Source organism: Promicromonospora sp. AC04 (assembly GCF_003058225.1).
Classification (GTDB): domain Bacteria; phylum Actinomycetota; class Actinomycetes; order Actinomycetales; family Cellulomonadaceae; genus Promicromonospora.
In genome coordinates this window covers 615,182-634,183 of sequence record NZ_QBUG01000001.1, presented here as the reverse complement: position 1 = coordinate 634,183, position 19,002 = coordinate 615,182, and the positions used below count along the sequence as shown (strand labels likewise).

Sequence of the window (19,002 nt, the reverse complement as noted above, 5' to 3'; positions counted from 1 at the left end):
CCGCTCGGCAACAACAAGATCGCAACGACGCGACAGGAGAGACACATGGCAGTCATGACCACAGCGGCCCCGGTGGCCGCCCGAGGCAGACGGGACGGAGTGCGCCGCCCCCGATACGGGGACCTGCGCACCGCCCTGATCTTCCTCATCCCGGCGACGATCGGCTTCGTCACCTTCTACCTCGTGCCGGCGGTGCGCGGGGCATGGTTCTCGCTCACCGACTACTCGGTGCTCGCACCACCCCGGTACGTCGGCCTGGACAACTACGAGCGACTGGTGCAGGACCCGCTGTTCTGGAACGCGATGAAGGTCACGGCGTACTACGTGGTGATGAACATCGGGCTCCAGACGGTGCTCGCGATAGCGATAGCGGTCCTCATGCAGCGGCTCACCCGCTCGGCGCTCGTGCGTGGCGTGGTGCTGCTGCCGTACTTCGTCGCGAACGTCGTCGTCGCCCTCGTCTGGTTCTTCATGCTCGATGTCCAGATGGGCATCGTGAACGTGCTGCTGGAAGGTGTGGGGCTCGATCCGCAGGCGTTCTTCGGCGACCCGGCGCTCGCGCTGCCCACCATCGCGCTGATCAACGTGTGGCGGCACATGGGCTACACGGCGCTGCTGATCTTTGCGGGGCTGCAGATGATCGACCAGCAGGTCTACGAGGCCGCCGAGCTCGACGGCGCCGGGCCTCTGCGGCAGTTCTGGTCGGTCACGCTGCCGCTGCTGCGGCCGGTGCTGGCGCTCGTGCTGGTGGTCACCATCACCGGGTCGTTCCAGATCTTCGACACCGTGGCGGTCACCTCCGGCGGCGGCCCGGTCGACGCGACCCGGGTCATCTACCTGTACATCTACGACCTCGCGTTCGGGCAGCTCGACTTCGGCTACGCCTCGGCGCTCTCGGTCGTTCTGTTCCTCGTCCTGCTCGGTGTGGCGCTGCTGCAGCTGCGCCTGACGCGGGCCAGCGAGTCCGACACCAACTGATGCCGAAACCAACCGAAGGAGGGGGCATGTCGACGACGACCGCGCCCACCAGCCCGCCCGCCACCCCGCCCACCGAGGCCCCGCGCACAGCCACCGCTCCCGACACGGGCAGGCGCCGACCGCGCTGGGGCACCGTGCTGGGCTGGGCCACGATGATCGTGATCCTGCTGATCACCCTGTTCCCGTTCTACTGGATGCTGCGCACGGCGTTCTCCACGAACTCCGAGCTCGCCGCCCAGGCGGCGAACCTGGCCCCGGCCGGCTTCACGCTGGACGCGTTCCGCCGCGTCTTCGGGCTCACCACGCTCGAGGAGTCGCTCGCCCAGGGCGGTGCCGGCGGCCGGATCAACTTCTGGCTGTACCTGCGCAACTCCGTGATCATGTCCACCGCCATCACGCTGGGCCAGGTCTTCTTCTCCGCGATGGCCGCCTACGCGTTCGCCCGCCTGCGCTGGCCCGGCCGGGACGCCGTGTTCGCGGTGTTCCTGTCCGCGCTCATGGTGCCGGGCATCTTCACCGCGATCCCGAACTTCGTGCTCATCAAGGAGCTGGGCCTGCTCAACACGTTCCCCGGGCTCGTGCTGCCGACGTTCTTCATGACGCCGTTCGCCATCTTCTTCCTGCGGCAGTTCTTCCTCGGCATCCCGCACGAGATCGAGGAGGCCGCGATGATCGACGGCGCCAGCAGGGCCCGCACCTTCCTGCGCATCATCCTGCCGATGAGCGCTGCACCGATCACCACGCTCGCGGTGCTCACCTACATCCAGGCCTGGAACGAGTACTTCTGGCCGCTGCTCGTCGGGCAGTCCGACGGCGTACGGGTGCTCACCGTGGCCCTCGGCATCTTCCGCTCCCAGACGCCGCAGGGCAGCCCGGACTGGTCGGGGCTCATGGCGGCGACCCTGGTCGCTGCACTGCCCATCGTGCTGCTCTTCGTCGTGCTCGGGCGGCGGATCGTGAACTCCATCGGCTTCTCGGGGATCAAGTGAGGACATCGACGATGACGACGATGACAAGCAGGAGCAGGACGAGGCACGCCGTCGCCGCGGCCGCTGCCGCCGTCGCCCTGGGTGTGGCGGGCTGCGCGGGCACGTCCCCTGCCGCGACGGACGGCGTGGTGACGCTGACCTACTGGATGTGGGACGCCAACCAGGTCCCCGGATACCAGGCATGCGCTGCCGACTTCGAGGCCGCCAACCCCGGCGTCCGGATCAACATCGAGCAGTACGGCTGGGACGACTACTGGACCCAGCTCACCGCCCGCATGGTGGCCGAGAGCGCACCCGACGTCTTCGTGGACCACTCCCAGCAGTTCGGCAAGTTCGCCGAGCTCGACCAGATCCTCGACGTCTCGGACCGGGTCGCCGGGTCGGGGATCGACCTGAACCAGTACCAGGACGGCCTGGTGGACCTGTGGCGCGGTCAGGACGGCGGCCTGTACGGGCTGCCGAAGGACTGGGACACCGTCGGCCTGTACTACAACGCGGACATGCTCGCCGACGCCGGATACACCCAGGAAGAGCTGTGGGACCTCGAGTGGAACCCGGCCGACGGCGGCACGTTCGAGGAGTTCGTCGCGCACCTGAGCGTCGACGGCAACGGCGTACGCGGTGACGAGCCCGGCTTCGACAAGGACGACGTCGAGGTCTACGGGCTCGGTTACAACGAGTCCGGCGGTGGGTACGGCCAGGTCCAGTGGGCGTCGTTCGCGCTGAGCAACGGCTGGTCGTACTCCGACCGCAACCCGTGGCCCACCGAGTTCAGCTACGACGACCCGGCCCTGGTCGAGACGATCGGCTGGTACCGCTCACTGATCGACAAGGGCTACATGCCGCCGCTGGCGGTCGCGACGTCGGGCGTGGGCAGCCAGGAGGCGCTCGGCGCGGGCGCGTACGCCACCCTGATCGAGGGTTCGTGGAACGCCCGGTCGATCAGCGAGCTCGGCGGCGCCGACTTCCAGGTGGCGCCGACACCCGTCGGACCGTCGGGGGAGCGCGGCACGGTCTTCAACGGCCTGTCGGATGCGATCTACGCCGGCACCCCGCATCCCGACGAGGCATGGGCCTGGGTCGAGTACCTGGCGAGCCCCGACTGCCAGCTCCGGGTCGCGGACGAGGCGCGGGTCTTCCCGGCCGTCAAGGCGGCGTCCGACCGGGCGGTCTCGGCCTTCAAGGACCTCGGCGTGGACGCCGACGCCTTCTCGGTCCACGTGACCGACGGTACGACAACTCCCTCGCCGGTCACCGACCGCTGGGCCCAGCTCCAGACGATCATGCAGCCCACGATGGACTCGGTGCTCTCCTTCCAGAGCGAACCGGACAGCTTCGGGCCCGCGAACCGGCGGGTGAACGAGCTGCTCGACGACTAGAAGACTGTTGAACGGGCCTCGCGCGGGCCCGTTCAACAGCCTTCGTGCGCGTCCTGTCGCTGACCGGAGCTACTCGTGGTCGAGACGCCGGGTGGATTCGCGCTCGATGACCTGTGGGGCGTCGCTGCTGGTCTCTGTTGCGGCGGGGCCGCCGTCGAGCACGTGGCGCAGGAGGTCACGCATATGGGCGCCCGTCCCGGTGTAGTCGTACCGGATGGTCGTCAGCGTCGGGCCCAGCAGGCCCGCGAGGGGCTCGTCGTCGATCCCCACTATCGAGATGTCCCGGGGGACGTCGAGCCCGATGGAGCGAGCCGCGGCGACGGCGACGGCGGCGAAGAGGTCGTTGAAGCAGCACAAGGCGGTGACCGGGTCCGGGCCCTTGGTCAGTCGGCGTAGCGCGCGGGCGACAGCCGTGATGGCGGACTCGTCGGGCGGGCCGGCGACGGCCATCACGTCGGGTGCCGGGAGGCCCAGGTCCGCGGCGGCCGTCCGTGCGGCGGCGAGGCGCGACGTCGAAAAGGGGCGTACCTGCAGGTCGCTGACGGTGAGGATGCCGAGCCGGCGGTGGCCAAGGGCCGCGAGGTGCTGGACCTGCAGGGCCCCTGCGGCCTCGTCGAGCCGCTCGATCGGGGACGCCACCGAGATCACGGGGATGCTCGCCGCGACGGCGGCGGCCGTGTCCTCCTCCGGCAGGGGGAGCACCTCGAGCAGGGCCTGTGGCGAGATGTCGCGCAGCGAGTCGAGCAGGCGGTTGCCGGGGCGGATGGCGAGGGTGGCGAGGGACCGGTTGGTGGCGCGCACGGCGTCGGTGAGGGCTGCGACGAGCTTGGCGAAGTTCGCGCTGGCCGGCACGTCCGGCACCGCCAGCAGCACGATGCCCGACTGTCCCTTGCGTAGCGCACGGGCCGCCGCGTGCGGCGTGTAGGCCAGGTCCGCCGCGACTGCGCGGACCCTGGCGACGGTCTGCGGGGAGAACGTCTGCTGGTCGCTCCCGTTCAGGATGTAGCTGACCGTCGAGCGGGACACGCCCGCTGCGGCCGCGACATCAGCGGCGGTTGCCCGTCGTCCGTTCACCGTCACCATCCTCGAAGTAGCCCTTGCATTGTGCCCAGGCAGCACCTTACGGTACTCACACGTTTCACTCACACGTGTGAGTAACCTCGTTCCAGAGTTCAAAGGAGAACAGGACAATGACTGCTGACGTCGCGCGCAGAGCGCCGAACGAGTGGTGGACCGGTGTTGTCGCCGGTATGGCGTCCTACATCGACGCCGCGGCCATCGTGGCCACCGGCATCGCGCTGGTGATCTACCAGTTCACGATCGGCGTGACCCCCGGTCAGATCGGCATCATGTCCGGAGCCCTGACCTTCTGCGTCGCCATCGGCGCACTGGTCGGCGGCCGCCTCGGCGACCGCCTCGGGCGGCGCCGGGTGTTCATCGTGACCATGGTGCTGATCGTTGCGGGGAGCGTACTGACCACCTTCGGGACGGCGTTCCCGGTCCTGCTGCCGGGTGTCGTCCTCATCGGTCTGGGCGTCGGCGCGGACCTGCCCGTCTCGCTCGCGACCATCGCCGAGTCGGCCAGCGATCGGAACCGCGGCAAGCTCATCCTGCTGTCGAACATGCTGTGGGTCGTCGGCATCGTCAGCTCCATCGCCATCGCATCGGTCTCCGGCGACCTGGGTCGCCTCGGTGGCCAGCTGATGTTCGGCCAGGTCGGCGTCGTCGCGCTCCTGGTGCTTGCCGCGCGCTTGACCATCCCGGAGTCCGACCTCTGGTTGAAGGGGCGTCAGCTCCGTGATGCCGCAGCGGATGCGGCGCGTCCGAAGGCTCGTATCCGTGACCTGCTGCAGCCCCCGTATGCCATGGCGTTCCTGGCGCTGCTGGTCTTCTACACGCTGACCAACCTGGGCGCGAACACGACGGGTTCGTTCAACACGTTCATCGCTGCGAACTTCGCGGGGACGACCGTCGAGGCGTTCAACCGGTGGGCGCTGATCGCCCTGGTGATCGGCCTGGTACCCGGCCTGCTGTTCATGAAGTACGTGGACACGCGCAAGCGGATGACCTTCTTCGTCGTCGGCGCCGTCCTCGCCACGGCCAGCTACCTGTACCTGGCCGTGGTCGGCTTCACGCTGACGACGATGGTCGTCAGCCTGTTCCTGGCGGTCGTCGGCAACGCCTTCGCCTTCGAAGGAATCATGAAGGTGTGGACCCAGGAGTCCTTCCCGACGATGCTGCGGTCGACCGCCCAGGGCGGCATCGTGGCCTTCGCCAGGGTGACCGCGGCGCTCCTGGCGTCGGTGACTCCCGCGCTCCTGCAGGCCAACCTACGTGGCACCTACATCGGGCTCGCCGTCCTGGCGGGCGTGGGATACCTCGTCGCAGGCCTGGCCTTCCGCGGCGCCAGGCGCGACGAGTTCCGTACCGAGCCGCTCGAAGAGAGCACGCCGGCGTCGTGAAACACCGCAACAGGAGCACCATGAGCACTGCCATCCGCGTCAGCGAGGACAGCATCCCGGGCCCGCACGGCCCCGTACCCGTCCGCCTCTACGAGCCCGTGGACCCGATCGGTGTCGGCCTGGTGTGGCTGCACGGCGGGGCCTTCTACCTGGGCGACCTGGACGTGCCGGAGGCGGACGGGGTCGGCCGTCGCCTCGCGGAAGCGGGGATCACCACGGTCTCGGTCGACTACCGGCTCGCGCTTGACGGCGTGCACTTCCCCGTGCTCACCGACGACGTCCTGGCCGCGTGGACCTGGGCCGCCGGCGAGCATCGGCTCGGTGTCGCACCGGAGCGCTGGCACCTCGGGGGCGGGAGCGCCGGCGGCAACCTCGCAGCTTCCGTCACGATGCAGGTCCGCGACGGAAGCGGCCGCCTGCCGCGGTCGAACGTGCTCGTGTACCCGGTGCTGCACGACGAGCTGCCCCCGGCATCGAGCGAGCTCCGGGCGAAGGTGGCGCGGCTGCCCCGGGAGGAGCAGTTCACCCCCGAGGCAAGCCGGGACCTGAACCTGAACTATGTCGGTCAGGAGGCCCTGCTCAAGCACCCGTATGCGTTCCCGGCCAACGGCGCGCTCGATGGACTGCCGCCCACCCTGATCGTCAACTCCGACCTGGACGGCCTGCGTGCGTCGGGGGAGGCTTATGGCGCAGCCCTCGCGGAGGCGGGCGTGGATGTCACGGTCGTCCGGGAGGTCGGCGTCGGGCACGGGCACCTCAACCAGATCGGATCGCCCGGCGCCCAGCGCACGATGCACCGCATCGTCGCCTGGCTTACCCACTCGGACCTGATCGGCGAGGCGCACGAACCACCCACGGCAGGGATGAGCACGGACATGTGGGGCAACCACCACCTCGAGTCCCGGAGATCGTCGTGACCCCTTGTGCCACAGCGCCGACGTTCGAGCACCACGGCGCCGCCCGGCTGGGCATCGGCGAGCCCGAGCCCCGGCTGTCGTGGACGGTCGCCGAGGCGCCCGCCGGCTACCGCCAGCACGCCGCCGAGCTGGAGGTCACGGTCACGTCCCCCGACGGCGGCACCACGGTCAGCACGCATCGCGCCGACGACTCGGACCAGGTCCTGGTCCCGTGGCCCGCGCGGCCGCTGCGCTCGCGGGAGTCGGCAGCGGTCCGCGTGCGGCTCTTCGACGGGACGGCGTGGGGACCCTGGAGCGAGGCGGGTCAGGCAGAGGTCGGCCTCCTTGATCCGGCCGACTGGTCCGCCGCGATGGTCGGTCCGGCGGAACCCGGGGTGAGCGGGCGTGCGCCAGGCCGCCTCCGGGTCGAGTTCCAGGTGCCCGCGGCGGTGCGGCGCGCCCGGCTCTACGTCACGGCGCACGGTCTCGCCCAGGTCGAGATCAACGGCGAGCGGGTGGGGGACGAGGAGCTCACACCCGGCTGGACCAGCTACCACCACCGCCTGCGCTACGCCACGTTCGACGCGACGGCGCACGTCCGGCCCGGGGCGAACGCGATCGGCGTGTGGCTGGCCGACGGCTGGTGGCGCGGACGACTCGGGTTCGGCGAAGCGGTCCCGGACATCTACGGTGACCGGCTCGCGGCCCTGGTCCAGCTGGAGGTCGTCACCGAGGACGGGCGCCTCGTCACGATCGCGTCGGACGGGACGTGGAGCGCGGGACCGGGCCCGGTGCTCGCCGCCGGTCTCTACGACGGCGAGACGTTCGACGCGCGGCTGCACGACGAGTCGTGGTCGCGCCCCGGCTTCGCGGCCGAGGGCTGGGGGCCGGTGGAGATCCTCCCGAGGCGCGGGGAGCTCGTCGCGCCGTCGGGCCCCGCCGTGCGCTGCACGGAGGAGCTGGCCCCGACCACGATCACGGACAAGGGCGACGGCCGGTGGCTCCTGGACTTCGGCCAGAACCACTCAGGCCGGTTGCGCCTCCGGGCCGACGGGCCCGCCGGGCGGCGGATCCGCGTCCGGCACGCCGAGGTGCTCGAGGGCGGCGAGCTCTGCCTCGCGCCGCTCCGCACCGCTGAGGTGACCGACGTGCTCGTCCTGCCGGGCGCTCCCGTGGAGTGGGAGCCGCGATTCACCATCCACGGCTACCGCTACGCCGAGATCACCGGCTGGGTCGGTGACCTGCGGCCGGAGCATGTCGTCTCGCGGGTCCTGCACACGGACATGCGGCGGCTCGGCTGGTTCCGGAGCTCCGAACCACTGGTCGACCGCCTGCACGAGAACGTGGTCTGGAGCCTGCGCTCCAACTTCGTCGACCTCCCGACCGACTGCCCGCAGCGGGACGAGCGGCTCGGGTGGACCGGTGACCTGCAGGTCTTCGCGCCCACGGCGGCGTTCCTGTACGACGTCACCGGGATGCTGGCATCGTGGCTGCAGGACCTCGCCGCCGAGCAGGCTGAGCTCGACTGGGTCCCGCCGTACGTCCCGTACTTCGACCTCGAGCCGTTCACCAGCCTGCCCAAGGACCCGATGGCCCTGTGGGGCGACGTGGCCGTCCTGACCCCGGACGCCCTGCACCGTTCCACCGCCGACGAGGGCCTCCTGCGGACCCAGTTCCGCAGCGCCGTCCGGTGGATGGAGCACGTCGAACGCGGGGCCGGCCCGGGTCGCATCTGCCACGACACCGAGCAGCTCGGGGACTGGCTCGATCCCGCGGCGCCGCCGGAGAACCCGTTCGAGTCGGCGACGGACCGCTACCTCGTCGCGACCGCGTACTTCGAACACTCCGCGCGACGCCTCGCGGCGATCGCCGCCACGCTCGGCGAGGACGGGGCGGCGCACCGCTGGTCGTCGGTCGCCGACGACGTGCTGAAGGCCTACGCGGCCGAGTACGTGCTCCCCGACGGCCGCCTGACGAGCGACTCGCAGACCGCGTACGCGCTGACCACGGTCTTCGGCCTGTGGCCGGACGACGCGGCGCGGGCGCGTGGCACCGCGCGCCTCGCCGAGCTCGTGCGCGACGCCGAGGGGCGGATCGCCACGGGCTTCGCGGGGACACCCGTGGTGTGCGACGCGCTCACGATCGGCGGTCACCTGGACGAGGCCTACCGGCTGCTCCAGCACACCGAGTGCCCCTCTTGGCTGTACACCGTGCTCATGGGCGGCACCACGACGTGGGAGCGCTGGGACAGCCTCATGCCCGACGGCACCGTCAACTCGCCGACGATGACGTCCTTCAACCACTATGCGCTCGGCGCCGTCGCCGACTGGCTGCACCGGGTGGTGGCCGGCCTGGCGCCGGCCGAGCCGGGCTACCGGACCATCGACTTCTCCCCGCGCCCCGGCGGCACCTTCACGAGCGCCGGCGCGACGCACGTGACGCCGTACGGCGAGGCGTCGATCGACTGGCGGCTGAGCGATGGGTCCATGCACGTGAGCCTGCGGGTGCCCGTCGGCTGCACCGCCACCGTCAACCTGCCCGGCGACGGGCGCCGCGAGGTCGGCCACGGCGTGCACCAGCTCGTGGTGCCCTACGCCGGGAGTCCCGTGAACTGACGTACAAGGACGACTACTGGCCCGGGCGTAGCTCGTCGGGCACCGCCGGGAGGGGGCGGTGCCCGGCGTCCGCGCGAAATGCGTCCAGGAGGTATGCGGCGAGTCGTAGTGAGGGCTGGGTGCCGTGGTCGCGTGTGGCGCGCGCGACGCCGTCACCGGCGAGGACGGCGAGGTAGAGGTCGACGTGGCTGAAGTCGGGCCGGATCGCGCCGGCCAGCCGCGCGCGCTCGACGAGCCGCACCGACGCGCGGAAGGCGCGGGCATGCTCCTCGGCAAACACGGGCGACCCGTGGAACGGTGCGAGGAGCGTGTCGGCAAAGGCGGGGTCGTCCGCCTGCAGGGCAAGGACGCTCTCGACGTAACCCGCGAACGCGTCCCACGGCTGGGTCAGGGCACGCTCCGCGGCTTTCTCCGTGTCATCGGCGTACCGCCGCATCTTGTCGTCCAGTACGGCCTCGACCAGCAGGTCGCGCGTGGGGAACCGCCGGTAGAGCGTTGCGATCCCGACGCCCGCGCGCCGGGCGACGGCGTCGAGCGCCGCATCGGTGCCGTGCTCCGCGAACACGGCCGCGGCGGCGTCGATCACCGCCTGCCGGTTCCGCTCGGCGTCGGCGCGCAGCCCGGGCCGTTCGGCGCCCGTGGCGCTGTCCTGCTGGTTCTCTCCCGTCGGCGTGCTCACGGAGCCACCGTACAACTGGAATACGCACTCCACTTCTTCGGTTACGCTAACTGGAGGACACCCTCCATATATTGGTTCCAGAAGGAGAGAGCAGGTGCGCGTCATCGCCATGCCGGAGTACGGAGCGCCGGCGACGGTCCACGAGACCGAGATCCCCGACCCGCGACCGGGGGAGGTGCGCGTCCGCGTGCACGCCGCGTCGGTCAACGGCTTCGACCTGGCCGTCCTCGCCGGCTACCTGCAGGGCGCCATGGAGCACCGGTTCCCCGTGGTTGTCGGCAAGGACTTCGCCGGCGTCGTGGACGCCCTGGGTGAGGGCGTCACCGACTACGCCGTCGGCGACCGGGTCTTCGGGGTCGTCACCAAGGAGTACCTCGGCGACGGTTCGTTCGGCGACTACGTGACGGTTCCGGTCGCCGTCGGGATAGCTCCTCTGCCCGAGGGCATCTCGTTCGCCGACGGCGGCGCGCTCGGCCTCGCGGGCACCGCGGCGCTCACGTCGCTGGACGCGGCGGCCGAGGCCGCGGGCGGCCTGGAGGGCAAGACCGTCCTGGTCGTCGGCGCGCCCGGCGGCGTCGGCTCCTATGCCGTCCAGCTCGCCCGGCACGCCGGTGCGCGAGTCGTCGCGACCGCGAGCACGGACGTCGAGACGGCGCACGTGACCGCGCTGGGCGCGGCGGCCGTCGTCGACCACACCGCCGACCTCGCCGCCCAGGTGTCCGACGTCGCCGGGTCGCCCGCCGACGTCGTCCTGCACCTCGCCGGCGACCCCGTCGCAGCGCTCGGTGCTCTCGTCGACAAGGGCACGCTCGTCTCCACGCTCCTGCAGACGCCGGACCAGGTCCCGGCGGAGAACGTGACCGTCGTCCCGGTGTACGCCAACCCGACGCGCGAGACGCTCGAGCGGCTTGCCGCGGAGCACGACGCCGGCCGGGTCCGCACCGTGGTGCAGGCGACCTACCCGCTCGCGTCCGGACCCGAAGCCCTGGCCGCGTTCGCTGCCGGGACGGTCGGCAAGATCCTGGTGGAGGTCGCCTGATGCCCACGATCGCCATCGTCGGGGCCGGCCCCGGCCTCGGGCTGTCCATCGCAAAGGTGTTCGGCTCCCACGGCTTCTCGGTCGCGCTCGTCGCGCGCACCCAGGCGAAGCTGGACGACCTCGCCGCACAGCTTGCCGAGCAGGGGATCGAGGCGGCGGGGTTCGCCGCGGACATCCTCGACGCCGAGTCGGTGCGGGCCGCGTTCGCCGGCATCGTCGAGCGGTTCGGCCAGGTCGACGTCCTCGAGTTCTCCCCGGCCGTGCACGCCGCGGTCCCGGGCTTCGAGATGTCCGGCGTGCTGGAGACGACGCCGGACACCGTGCGGCCGCAGATCGACTTCTACCTGAACGGAGCGCTGCGTGCCGCCCACCAGGTGTTGCCCGCGATGCTCGAACGCGGGGCGGGCACGCTGCTGTTCACCACCGGTGGAGGGTCCGTCACCCCGATCCCCATGATGGGCAACATCAACGCCGCCGCGGCCGCGCTGCGCAACTGGGTGCTCAACCTCCACCAGGCTGCCGCGGAGCGAGGCGTGTACGCGGCACACGTCGCGATCAGCGCGTGGATCGGCTCCGGTCCGCCCGACGCCGAGGCGGACGCCATCGCCCGCGTCTACTGGGAGCTGTACGAACAGCGGACCGACGCCGAGCGTCACTACGTGGCGCTGCCGCCCGCCTGATCGACGGGTCCGCCATGCCGGGGCCAGTACGTCAGAGGGCCCCGGCATGGCTGGTGCTGCGGTCGGCCAGGCGGTACGGATCGCTGGGAGGGCGCCGAGTCGCCAGGGGATAATGTCCACGAGCAACCGTGCGACTCGGTACTGCGAAGCGGGTCGATCCCCACCACAGTGGCCCGCGAGTGCGGACCCGCCCGACAGACGTTGCTGAAGCGGCTGCTACGGAGGTGGATGACGATCGATGTCCGAGTTCTGGCACAGCGCGCTCATGCCGCAGCTCGAGTCGCGGCGGTCCTGTCAGGACATCGCCTGCTACCGCCCGCACACCCATGACCGCTTCTCGGTCGGGCTGGTCGACTCCGGCACGACGACGTTCACCGGCGCCGCGTGCGAACCCGTCCCGCTCATCGCGGGCGACGTGGTCCTCATCCCCGCCGGGCACGTCCATGCCTGCAATCCCGAGCACGGGCGCTGGCAGTACCAGATGATCCAGGCTGACCAGCAGTGGATCGCTCAGCTCCTTCCCGTCGCGTCAGGCAGCCTCCTGGCCGGCATCACCGTGCTCCGGCACCCGGGCCTGCACCGTCGGTTCAGTGCGATCAACGACCTGCTCTTCGCTGACACGAGCATCGAACGAGTCGAGGCCGGGTTCCGCGGCGTCCTGCGCGAGTGCACGACGCTCGAGCCGCGCCGTCGGATCGCGCCAACCACTGACGCAGCTCTCGCGGCCCGACTGCGCCCGGTGCTCGACCGGCTGCACCAGGACGAGTCGAACCCGCTGCTCGAAGAGCTGGGGGAGCTGGTCGGGATGGGCAGGTACCAGCTCATCCGGACGATGAAGCGGGCCACCGGGTTCTCGCCGGTGGCGTGGCGGCAGAACGACCGCGTCATCACCGCGCGCGCGATGCTCCGCGCCGGACGATCTCTGACGGAGACCACGCACGCGCTCGGCTTCGCCGATCAGAGCCACTTTCACCGGGTCTTCCGAGCCCATGTCGCCGCTTCTCCGGGCTTGTACCGGCGCTGACGCAATTTCGTTCAAGACCCGCGGGCGACGCCGCCCCAGACTTGCCGACGTCCTGCAGTCGACGCTTCTGGGGAGACATGGAGCAGTTTCTTGCCGTCGGGGTTGCGCACTTCCTCGCCCTGCTGATCCCGGGGGTGGACTTCTTCCTCGTTGCCCGTACCGCGATGACCAGCGGCTGGCGGAACGCGAGCGGCGTCTGCGTCGGGATCGCGTCCGCGAACGGCATCATCATCGCGGCAGCGTTCACCGGGCTGTCGCTGATCTCCAGTCCGGTGATCCTGGACGTCGTCCAGGCGGCAGGTGGCGTGTTCCTGACCTATGTCGGGGTCGTGTTCCTCCGCGCCCGGCCGAGCGCCGAGCTCGCCGAGCAGCGGGTCGTGCGCACGACCTGGGTGAGGAACCTGGGGCTAGGCCTGGCGTCGGGCCTGCTCAACCCGAAGAACGCGCTGGCCTACGTCAGCTTCGCTGCCGCCCTCACCGACGCGTCGCCGGGCTCGCTGGTGTTGTTCGGGGCGTGGATGGTCACGATCGTGCTCGCGTGGGATCTCTTCGTCGCCATCATGCTGGGCTCCGAGCGAGCATCCGCCAAGCTCGCCCGCATCCTCCCGTGGCTGACCAGGATCGCCGGTGCGTTCCTCGTCCTGCTCGGTCTCGGCATGATCCTCACCCTTGTCGTCCAGGGTGTGCGGTGATTCGTGGCCAGGTGCGCCGACCTGCTCGCCGGCGGCCTCAAGGAGTGAGCCCGGTCGGTCCCACGCCTGGCAGCAGGCGTGGGACCGACCGGGCCGTTCGCCGTCGTCGTCCTTGTGGAGCTCAGGCCACGACGACGGTTCTCTTGCCGCGAGGCCTCAGAAGGTCTTGGCGTCGATCACGAAGCGGTACCGGACGTCCGAGCGCAGGACGCGCTCGTAGGCGTCGTTGATCTGCTCGGCGCCGATCACCTCGATCTCGGGCGCGACGCCGTGCTCGGCGCAGAAGTCGAGCATCTCCTGCGTCTCCGCGATGCTGCCGATGCCGGAGCCGGCGAACGAGCGCCGGTTGCCGAAGAGGGCGAACACCGAGACCGGCAGCGGCTGGGCCGGGGCTCCGACGTTCACCAGGGTGCCGTCCAGGCGCAGCAGCGACAGGTAGGCGTTCAGGTCGAGGTCGGCGCTGGAGACCGTGTTGATGATCAGGTCGAACGTGTTCGCCAGCTCGGTGAAGGTGGCCGGGTCGCTGGTGGCGTAGTAGTCCTTGGCGCCGAACGCGAGGCCGTCGGCCTGCTTGGACAGCGACTGCGACAGCACGGTCACCTCGGCGCCCTTTGCGGCGGCGATCTTGACGGCCAGGTGGCCGAGGCCGCCCAGGCCGACGACGGCGACCTTCTTGCCGGGGCCGGCGTTCCAGTGCGCCAGCGGCGAGTACGTGGTGATGCCGGCGCAGAGCAGCGGGGCCGCGGCCTCGTACGGGATCGCCTCCGGGATGCGCAGCACGAAGTCCTGGTCGACGACGACGTGCGTCGAGTACCCGCCCTGGGTGATGGTGCCGTCGCGGTCCACCGAGGAGTAGGTCTGCGTGTTGCCCTTCAGGCAGTAGTTCTCCATGCCGGCGAGGCAGTTCTCGCACTCCCGGCAGGAGTTCACCATGCAGCCGACGCCGACGCGGTCGCCGACGGCGAACTTCGTCACGGCGGACCCGACCTCGACGACCTCGCCGGCGATCTCGTGGCCGACCACCTGCGGGTAGGTGACCGGGCCCCAGTCGCCGCGGACCAGGTGGATGTCGGAGTGGCAGATGCCGGCGTAGCGGATGGCGATGAGCACGTCGTTCTCGCCCGTGTCGCGCCGCTCGATCGTGGTGGCGATCAGCGGTTCGGTGGCGGACGGAGCGGCGTAGGCGTTGACAGTCGTAGGCATGGGTCTCTCTTCGTGGTCAAGCGGGGGCTGGCGGCAGCGGGGCACGCGAGTTGGGGTCCGCGGCGACGTCAGCGGTTCACGTCTCTATCAAATGTCACCGACAGGCTCGGCTGGGAGGGCCGGACAGGACCCCCCAGGTTTCGCCGGCCGCTCGGTCAGCGGGACCCTGAGCAGGCGGTCGTCGCCGTGCTTGGTCACGGCACTGAGCCAACCTTTGGCCGACACTCTCCGTAGTGGATGGCATGAGGCAGAAGAGCGGGGCGACCATGAGCGACTTCGGGACGAGCATGCCGTCGGACGACGGCGCGGCGCACGACGTGCGTGTCGAGGTGCCGCGTTCCCGTGACGCGGAGTTCACCGCGTTCGTCCGGGACTCCGGCGTGTACCTCCACCGCACCGCATACCTGCTGTGCGGGGACCCGCACCGGGCGGAGGAGCTGGTCCAGTCGACGTTCGAGCGGGTCTACCGCACGTGGGCCAAGGTCAAGCCGGGCACGCAGCGCGCCTACGCGCGCCGGATCCTGGTCAACCTGCGGATCGACGGCTGGCGGCACGGGCGTCGCGAGTCGTTCCCGGGCGACGATAAGATCCCCGTCGCGCCGGCGTCGGACCATGCCGGGCACGTGATGCTGCGGGACGAGCTGGTCCGCGGGCTGTCGCAGCTGCCGGTCAACCAGCGGCGGGTCGTGGTGCTGCGGCACCTGCTGGACCTGCCCGAGGCGGAGGTCGCCCGCGAGCTCGGCATCTCCATCGGCACGGTCAAGGCGGCGAACTCGCGCGGGCTGGCCCGGCTGCGGGACCTGCTCGTGGAGGGGGCCGAGGCGATCGAGCCGGTGGCGTTCGACGAGCAGGCCGTGCTGGACCGGAGCCGGGCGGCGCTGCGGCGGCGTCGGGCCACGCAGGCGGTAGGGGCCGCGTGCCTTGTGCTCCTGCTTGCGCTCGGCGTGGTGACGCGCGGCCCGGTGCCGCTGCCCGTCGTCGGGCCGGTGGTGCTGCCCGGCGGTCAGCTGATCGCGCCCCTGTTCGACGAGAGCCCCACCGACGGGCTGGGACCCGACCTGGGCCCGGCGGGCAACACGCCGGTCGCCTGCCCCGATGAGCTCCCCGAGCCGACCCCGGCCCGTGCTCCGGAGTCCGGTGAGGAGATCAGCGTGCTCTACAACCCCGTGGTGGTCGATGCCGCCGACGCCCGGCCGTTGACCTGCTACGACGTCGACATCGAGGCGGTCACGCCCGGCTTCCTCGACGATGCGGGACTGCCGGTCACCGCCAACGGGGAGCCGCTGCCCGAGCCCCGCGGGATCTCCGACACGGGCAAGATCTGGCACTTCGACAGCGCTGAGCTCTTCGACGACAGTGACGAGACCGACGACGCGCACATCCAGACCAGCACCTGGGCGGGGGACGGGTCAGGGTCCTCGACCAGCCTGACGTCGGACGAGGGCAGCAGGACGTTCCCGGTCGGCCTCGCCGTCACCGGAGACCGTGTGATCTGGAGCGAGTACGCGGCAGCGGGCCTGTCCCCCCACATGAGCTTCCTCCGTACGCTCACCCTCTCCGGCGAGACGCTCTCCGGCGTGATGGATCCCCTGACCAGTACCCAGGAACGCCTATGGCTGCTCGCCACCACTGAGGACAGCGCCCTGTGGACGTCCGGAGCCACGGACGACGACACCCGCTTGTTCGCCACGACGCTCGACGGCGACGGCACGCCGATGGAGCTCGCGGCCGGAGTCACCGCGCTCGGGGCGGACGACGACGAGGCGATCGCCGCCGTGCCGACCCCCGGCGCCGACGGGACCAGCACGACGGCGTTCTCGCTGTTCGCCGACCTGACCGGCGGGGTCCCCAGCAGCGCCCTGCTCTTCGAGATCGAGCACGACTCGTCGGCCGAGGTCACCCAGGTCGCCGTCTCGGACGACGTCATCGCGTGGACGGTCGTGCCCGTCGGCGGTGGATCCGGTGCCCTCTACGTCTTCGACCGGGTCGGTGACGGCGACAGCGTCGTGCGGCTCCCCGACGGCGTCGTCGACGACCTCCGCGCGTCGGGCAGCCTGGTCTCGTGGACCAGTACCGACACTTCCGCCCAGAACCCGGCGGACGTGTCGTACCTGTACCGCGCGACGGCGTCGGCGTCCGGATACGACGGCCCTGACCTCGCCCGCTTCCCGGGCGGGTCGGTGACGGCGAGCCTGGCCGGCGACCGCACCGCCTGGCTCGAGAACGCGGGTACGCGCCAGTGGCTCGTCGAGGGCGCGGTCGTCCCCGCACCGGCACGTGGCTGAGCCGTGGTGCTCCTTGATGGTGTGTAGGTCAGTCGTTCACCGCTGCGGGCGGCGCGGCCTCGGACTGGTTCGGCCGGCTGGTGCCGACGACGTCGCGGGAGCTCTCGGACTCCCGGGTCGCGGCCCAGCTCGCCAGCAGCGCGAACTTGTCGGCGGAGTCGGTGTTCGGCGGCGGGCTGTAGGTGACGATCTGCAGCCCTGCCTCGCCGGGCATCCCGAACACGTCGAACGCGACGGCGATCGGGCCGACCACGGGGTGTCGGAACGACTTGACACCCGTGCGGTGCTCGTGGACGTCGTGCCCTGCCCAGTCCGCGCGGAACTGCGGGCTGCGTGTCGAGAGCTCGCCGATGAGCGCCGTGAGCTCCTTGTTGAGCGGGTCGCGTCCGGCCTCCAGGCGCATGATCGCCGCGGTGGTGCGACGGGCCAGGGCCCAGTCGACGTAGTAGTCCTGTGCGCGGGCGTCGAGGAAGATGAACCGGGCCAGGTTGGGTGTGCCCTCGGTGTCGAACATCGGGGCGTACAGGGCCCGGCCCATGAGGTTCGCGGCGACAAGATCCTGGTTGGCGTTGTGCACGATCGCGGGCAGGGTCATGTTGTCGAGCACGCGCTGCACCGAGGTACGCACCGACTGTGCGGCGGGCTTCCGGTTGCGCGCGGCCGCCGCGGCGGGAGCGGTGCGGGCGAGGTCGAACAGGTACTCGTGCTCGGCGTCGTTGAGCTGCAGGGCCCGCGCGATCGCCTCCAGCACGCTCTCCGACGCCCCGCGGATGTTTCCGCGCTCCAGCCGGGTGTAGTAGTCGAGGCTGACCCCGGCGAGCAGGGCGACCTCCTCGCGCCGCAGCCCGGGCACACGCCGCTCCCCGAAGCTGGGGATCCCGGCCTGCTGCGGCGTGACGTTCGCGCGGCGGGAGACCAGGAACTCCCGCACCTCGTCCTTGGTGCTCATGGCCTCAACGATAAGTACGCCTCCGCGGCTGGTGGGAGGTTCCGCCGTAACCCCCCAACCGCATCGGCGGTGAGTCGCCGGACCGAGCGGGCTCAGGGGGTGAGCAGCACCTTCGTGGCGCGACGCTCGTCCATCGCCTTGTAGCCCTCGGCCGCCTGGTCGAGCGGCAGGGTGAGGTCGAAGACCTTGCCGGGGTCGATCTTGCGGTCCCAGATGAGCTGGATCAGCTCAGGCAGGAACCGGCGCACAGGGGCGGGCCCGCCGTGCAGATGCACGCCAGTGAAGAACAGCTCCAGGCCGTCGAGCTTGACGCCGTGCGTGACGCCGACGTAGCCCACGTAGCCGCCGGGCCGGGTGGCGTGGATGGCCTGCCACATCGACTCCTCGGTGCCGACTGCCTCGACGACGCCGTGGGCGCCGTACCCGCCGGTCAGCTCCTTGACCTTCGCCGCGCCGTCGTCGCCCCGCTCCTCGATGATGTCGGTGGCGCCGAACTCACGGGCCAGGGCCTGCCGCTCGGGGTGGCGGCTGAACGCGATGACGCGCTCCGCGCCGAGCTGCTTGGCGGCCAGGATCGCCGAGAGGCCGACGGCGCCGTCGCCGACGACCGCGATGGTCTTGCCGGGACCTGCCTCGGCGGCCACCGCGGCGAACCAGCCGGTGCCCAGCACGTCGGACGCGGCGAGCAGCGACGGGATCAGGTCCTCGTCGGGCTGTCCGGGGGTCGCGACGAGGGTGCCGTCGGCCAGCGGGATGCGGGCGAGCTGGGCCTGGGTGCCCGACGCTCCCACCATGACGTTGTGGATGCAGCGGGACTGGTAGCCGGCCTGGCAGATCTCGCAGGTGTTGTCGGAGGCGACGAACGAGCCGACGACGAAGTCGCCGACCTTGATGTTCCGCACCTCGTCGCCGACCTGCTCGACGACGCCGATGTACTCGTGCCCCATGACCTGCGGCTGGGTGTACAGGGGCTCGATCCCGCGGTACGGCCACAGGTCGGACCCGCAGATACAGGTCGCGGACACGCGGATCACCGCGTCGGTCGGCTCGACGATCTTGGGGTCCTCGCGCTCCTCGACGCGGACGTCGCCGGGGGCGTACATCAACACTCCACGCATGGGTGCCTCTCCTT

16 protein-coding genes are annotated in these 19,002 nt (G+C 70.9%); 11 read left to right on the top strand and 5 right to left on the bottom strand.

Annotated elements, in window-relative coordinates; all coding sequences use genetic code 11:
• The first annotated feature begins 45 nt into the window (after positions 1–45).
• The 3 genes from C8K30_RS02665 to C8K30_RS02655 are packed head-to-tail and all read left to right on the top strand — an operon-like array spanning position 46 to position 3,346.
• A complete protein-coding gene (locus tag C8K30_RS02665) occupies positions 46–978 on the top strand; it encodes a carbohydrate ABC transporter permease (protein ID WP_108491313.1) in 933 nt (310 codons plus the stop codon).
• Positions 979–1,004: 26 nt separating this feature from the next.
• Complete coding sequence (locus tag C8K30_RS02660; RefSeq protein ID WP_108491312.1) at positions 1,005–1,967, top strand: carbohydrate ABC transporter permease; 963 nt, start codon at positions 1,005–1,007, stop codon at positions 1,965–1,967.
• A gap of 11 nt (positions 1,968–1,978) precedes the next feature.
• Positions 1,979–3,346, top strand: a complete 1,368-nt coding sequence (locus C8K30_RS02655) for a sugar ABC transporter substrate-binding protein (RefSeq protein ID WP_199230304.1) — start codon at positions 1,979–1,981, stop codon at positions 3,344–3,346.
• Positions 3,347–3,415: 69 nt separating this feature from the next.
• On the opposite strand, the gene C8K30_RS02650 is transcribed toward C8K30_RS02655, so the two are convergent.
• A complete protein-coding gene (locus C8K30_RS02650) occupies positions 3,416–4,420 on the bottom strand; it encodes a LacI family DNA-binding transcriptional regulator (protein WP_158280916.1) in 1,005 nt (334 codons plus the stop codon).
• A gap of 116 nt (positions 4,421–4,536) precedes the next feature.
• Here C8K30_RS02650 and C8K30_RS02645 point away from each other — a divergent pair, with 116 nt between their 5' ends.
• The 3 genes from C8K30_RS02645 to C8K30_RS02635 are packed head-to-tail and all read left to right on the top strand — an operon-like array spanning position 4,537 to position 9,319.
• On the top strand, positions 4,537–5,808 hold the full coding sequence (locus C8K30_RS02645; RefSeq protein WP_108491310.1) for an MFS transporter: 1,272 nt from the start codon (positions 4,537–4,539) through the stop codon (positions 5,806–5,808).
• Between the two features lie 20 nt (positions 5,809–5,828).
• Positions 5,829–6,725 carry an alpha/beta hydrolase gene (locus C8K30_RS02640; protein ID WP_108491309.1) on the top strand — a complete coding sequence of 299 codons (897 nt, stop codon included), beginning with the start codon at positions 5,829–5,831 and terminating at the stop codon, positions 6,723–6,725.
• Complete coding sequence (locus tag C8K30_RS02635) at positions 6,722–9,319, top strand: alpha-L-rhamnosidase (protein ID WP_108491308.1); 2,598 nt, start codon at positions 6,722–6,724, stop codon at positions 9,317–9,319. The genes C8K30_RS02640 and C8K30_RS02635 overlap by 4 nt, the downstream gene beginning before the upstream one ends.
• A 13-nt stretch (positions 9,320–9,332) precedes the next feature.
• Here the strand turns inward: C8K30_RS02635 and C8K30_RS02630 are convergent, their stop codons facing one another.
• Positions 9,333–9,998, bottom strand: coding sequence for a TetR/AcrR family transcriptional regulator (locus C8K30_RS02630; protein WP_158280915.1), 666 nt, complete (start codon positions 9,996–9,998; stop codon positions 9,333–9,335).
• Between the two features lie 94 nt (positions 9,999–10,092).
• On the opposite strand from C8K30_RS02630, the gene C8K30_RS02625 reads away from it, so the two are divergent.
• The 4 genes from C8K30_RS02625 to C8K30_RS02610 all read left to right on the top strand — a co-directional run bounded on the left by C8K30_RS02625 (position 10,093) and on the right by C8K30_RS02610 (position 13,433).
• Entirely contained in the window at positions 10,093–11,037 is a 945-nt protein-coding gene (locus tag C8K30_RS02625; RefSeq protein WP_233256936.1) for an NADP-dependent oxidoreductase, read from the top strand.
• Complete coding sequence (locus tag C8K30_RS02620) at positions 11,037–11,717, top strand: SDR family oxidoreductase (protein ID WP_108491305.1); 681 nt, start codon at positions 11,037–11,039, stop codon at positions 11,715–11,717. Before C8K30_RS02625 ends, C8K30_RS02620 begins: the two co-directional genes overlap by 1 nt.
• 238 nt (positions 11,718–11,955) lie before the next feature.
• Positions 11,956–12,741, top strand: coding sequence for an AraC family transcriptional regulator (locus C8K30_RS02615; protein ID WP_108491304.1), 786 nt, complete (start codon positions 11,956–11,958; stop codon positions 12,739–12,741).
• A 77-nt stretch (positions 12,742–12,818) separates the two neighbouring features.
• A complete protein-coding gene (locus C8K30_RS02610) occupies positions 12,819–13,433 on the top strand; it encodes a LysE family translocator (RefSeq protein WP_108491303.1) in 615 nt (204 codons plus the stop codon).
• Positions 13,434–13,589: 156 nt separating this feature from the next.
• Here C8K30_RS02610 and C8K30_RS02605 read toward each other — a convergent pair whose 3' ends face one another.
• Positions 13,590–14,636 carry an NAD(P)-dependent alcohol dehydrogenase gene (locus C8K30_RS02605; RefSeq protein ID WP_108491302.1) on the bottom strand — a complete coding sequence of 349 codons (1,047 nt, stop codon included), beginning with the start codon at positions 14,634–14,636 and terminating at the stop codon, positions 13,590–13,592.
• A gap of 242 nt (positions 14,637–14,878) precedes the next feature.
• Between C8K30_RS02605 and C8K30_RS30895 the strand changes: the two genes are divergently transcribed.
• Positions 14,879–16,921 carry a SigE family RNA polymerase sigma factor gene (locus C8K30_RS30895; RefSeq protein ID WP_233256935.1) on the top strand — a complete coding sequence of 681 codons (2,043 nt, stop codon included), beginning with the start codon at positions 14,879–14,881 and terminating at the stop codon, positions 16,919–16,921.
• A gap of 28 nt (positions 16,922–16,949) precedes the next feature.
• Here C8K30_RS30895 and C8K30_RS02595 read toward each other — a convergent pair whose 3' ends face one another.
• The gene (locus tag C8K30_RS02595) at positions 16,950–17,870 is read right to left on the bottom strand and encodes a helix-turn-helix transcriptional regulator (RefSeq protein WP_108491301.1); all 921 of its coding nucleotides are present in this window, start codon (positions 17,868–17,870) and stop codon (positions 16,950–16,952) included.
• A gap of 92 nt (positions 17,871–17,962) precedes the next feature.
• The gene (locus C8K30_RS02590; protein WP_108491300.1) at positions 17,963–18,988 is read right to left on the bottom strand and encodes a zinc-dependent alcohol dehydrogenase family protein; all 1,026 of its coding nucleotides are present in this window, start codon (positions 18,986–18,988) and stop codon (positions 17,963–17,965) included.
• Positions 18,989–19,002 lie beyond the last annotated feature (14 nt).

Bases quoted from the DNA above. Each gene is read 5' to 3' on its own strand.
- C8K30_RS02665 (WP_108491313.1), top strand. From the start codon at position 46: ATGGCAGTCATGACCACAGCGGCCCCGGTGGCCGCCCGAGGCAGACGG.
- C8K30_RS02660 (WP_108491312.1), top strand. From the start codon at position 1,005: ATGTCGACGACGACCGCGCCCACCAGCCCGCCCGCCACCCCGCCCACC.
- C8K30_RS02655 (WP_199230304.1), top strand. From the start codon at position 1,979: ATGACGACGATGACAAGCAGGAGCAGGACGAGGCACGCCGTCGCCGCG.
- C8K30_RS02645 (WP_108491310.1), top strand. From the start codon at position 4,537: ATGACTGCTGACGTCGCGCGCAGAGCGCCGAACGAGTGGTGGACCGGT.
- C8K30_RS02640 (WP_108491309.1), top strand. From the start codon at position 5,829: ATGAGCACTGCCATCCGCGTCAGCGAGGACAGCATCCCGGGCCCGCAC.
- C8K30_RS02620 (WP_108491305.1), top strand. From the start codon at position 11,037: ATGCCCACGATCGCCATCGTCGGGGCCGGCCCCGGCCTCGGGCTGTCC.
- C8K30_RS02615 (WP_108491304.1), top strand. From the start codon at position 11,956: ATGTCCGAGTTCTGGCACAGCGCGCTCATGCCGCAGCTCGAGTCGCGG.
- C8K30_RS02610 (WP_108491303.1), top strand. From the start codon at position 12,819: ATGGAGCAGTTTCTTGCCGTCGGGGTTGCGCACTTCCTCGCCCTGCTG.
- C8K30_RS02605 (WP_108491302.1), bottom strand. From the start codon at position 14,636: ATGCCTACGACTGTCAACGCCTACGCCGCTCCGTCCGCCACCGAACCG.
- C8K30_RS30895 (WP_233256935.1), top strand. From the start codon at position 14,879: ATGAGGCAGAAGAGCGGGGCGACCATGAGCGACTTCGGGACGAGCATG.
- C8K30_RS02595 (WP_108491301.1), bottom strand. From the start codon at position 17,870: ATGAGCACCAAGGACGAGGTGCGGGAGTTCCTGGTCTCCCGCCGCGCG.
- C8K30_RS02590 (WP_108491300.1), bottom strand. From the start codon at position 18,988: ATGCGTGGAGTGTTGATGTACGCCCCCGGCGACGTCCGCGTCGAGGAG.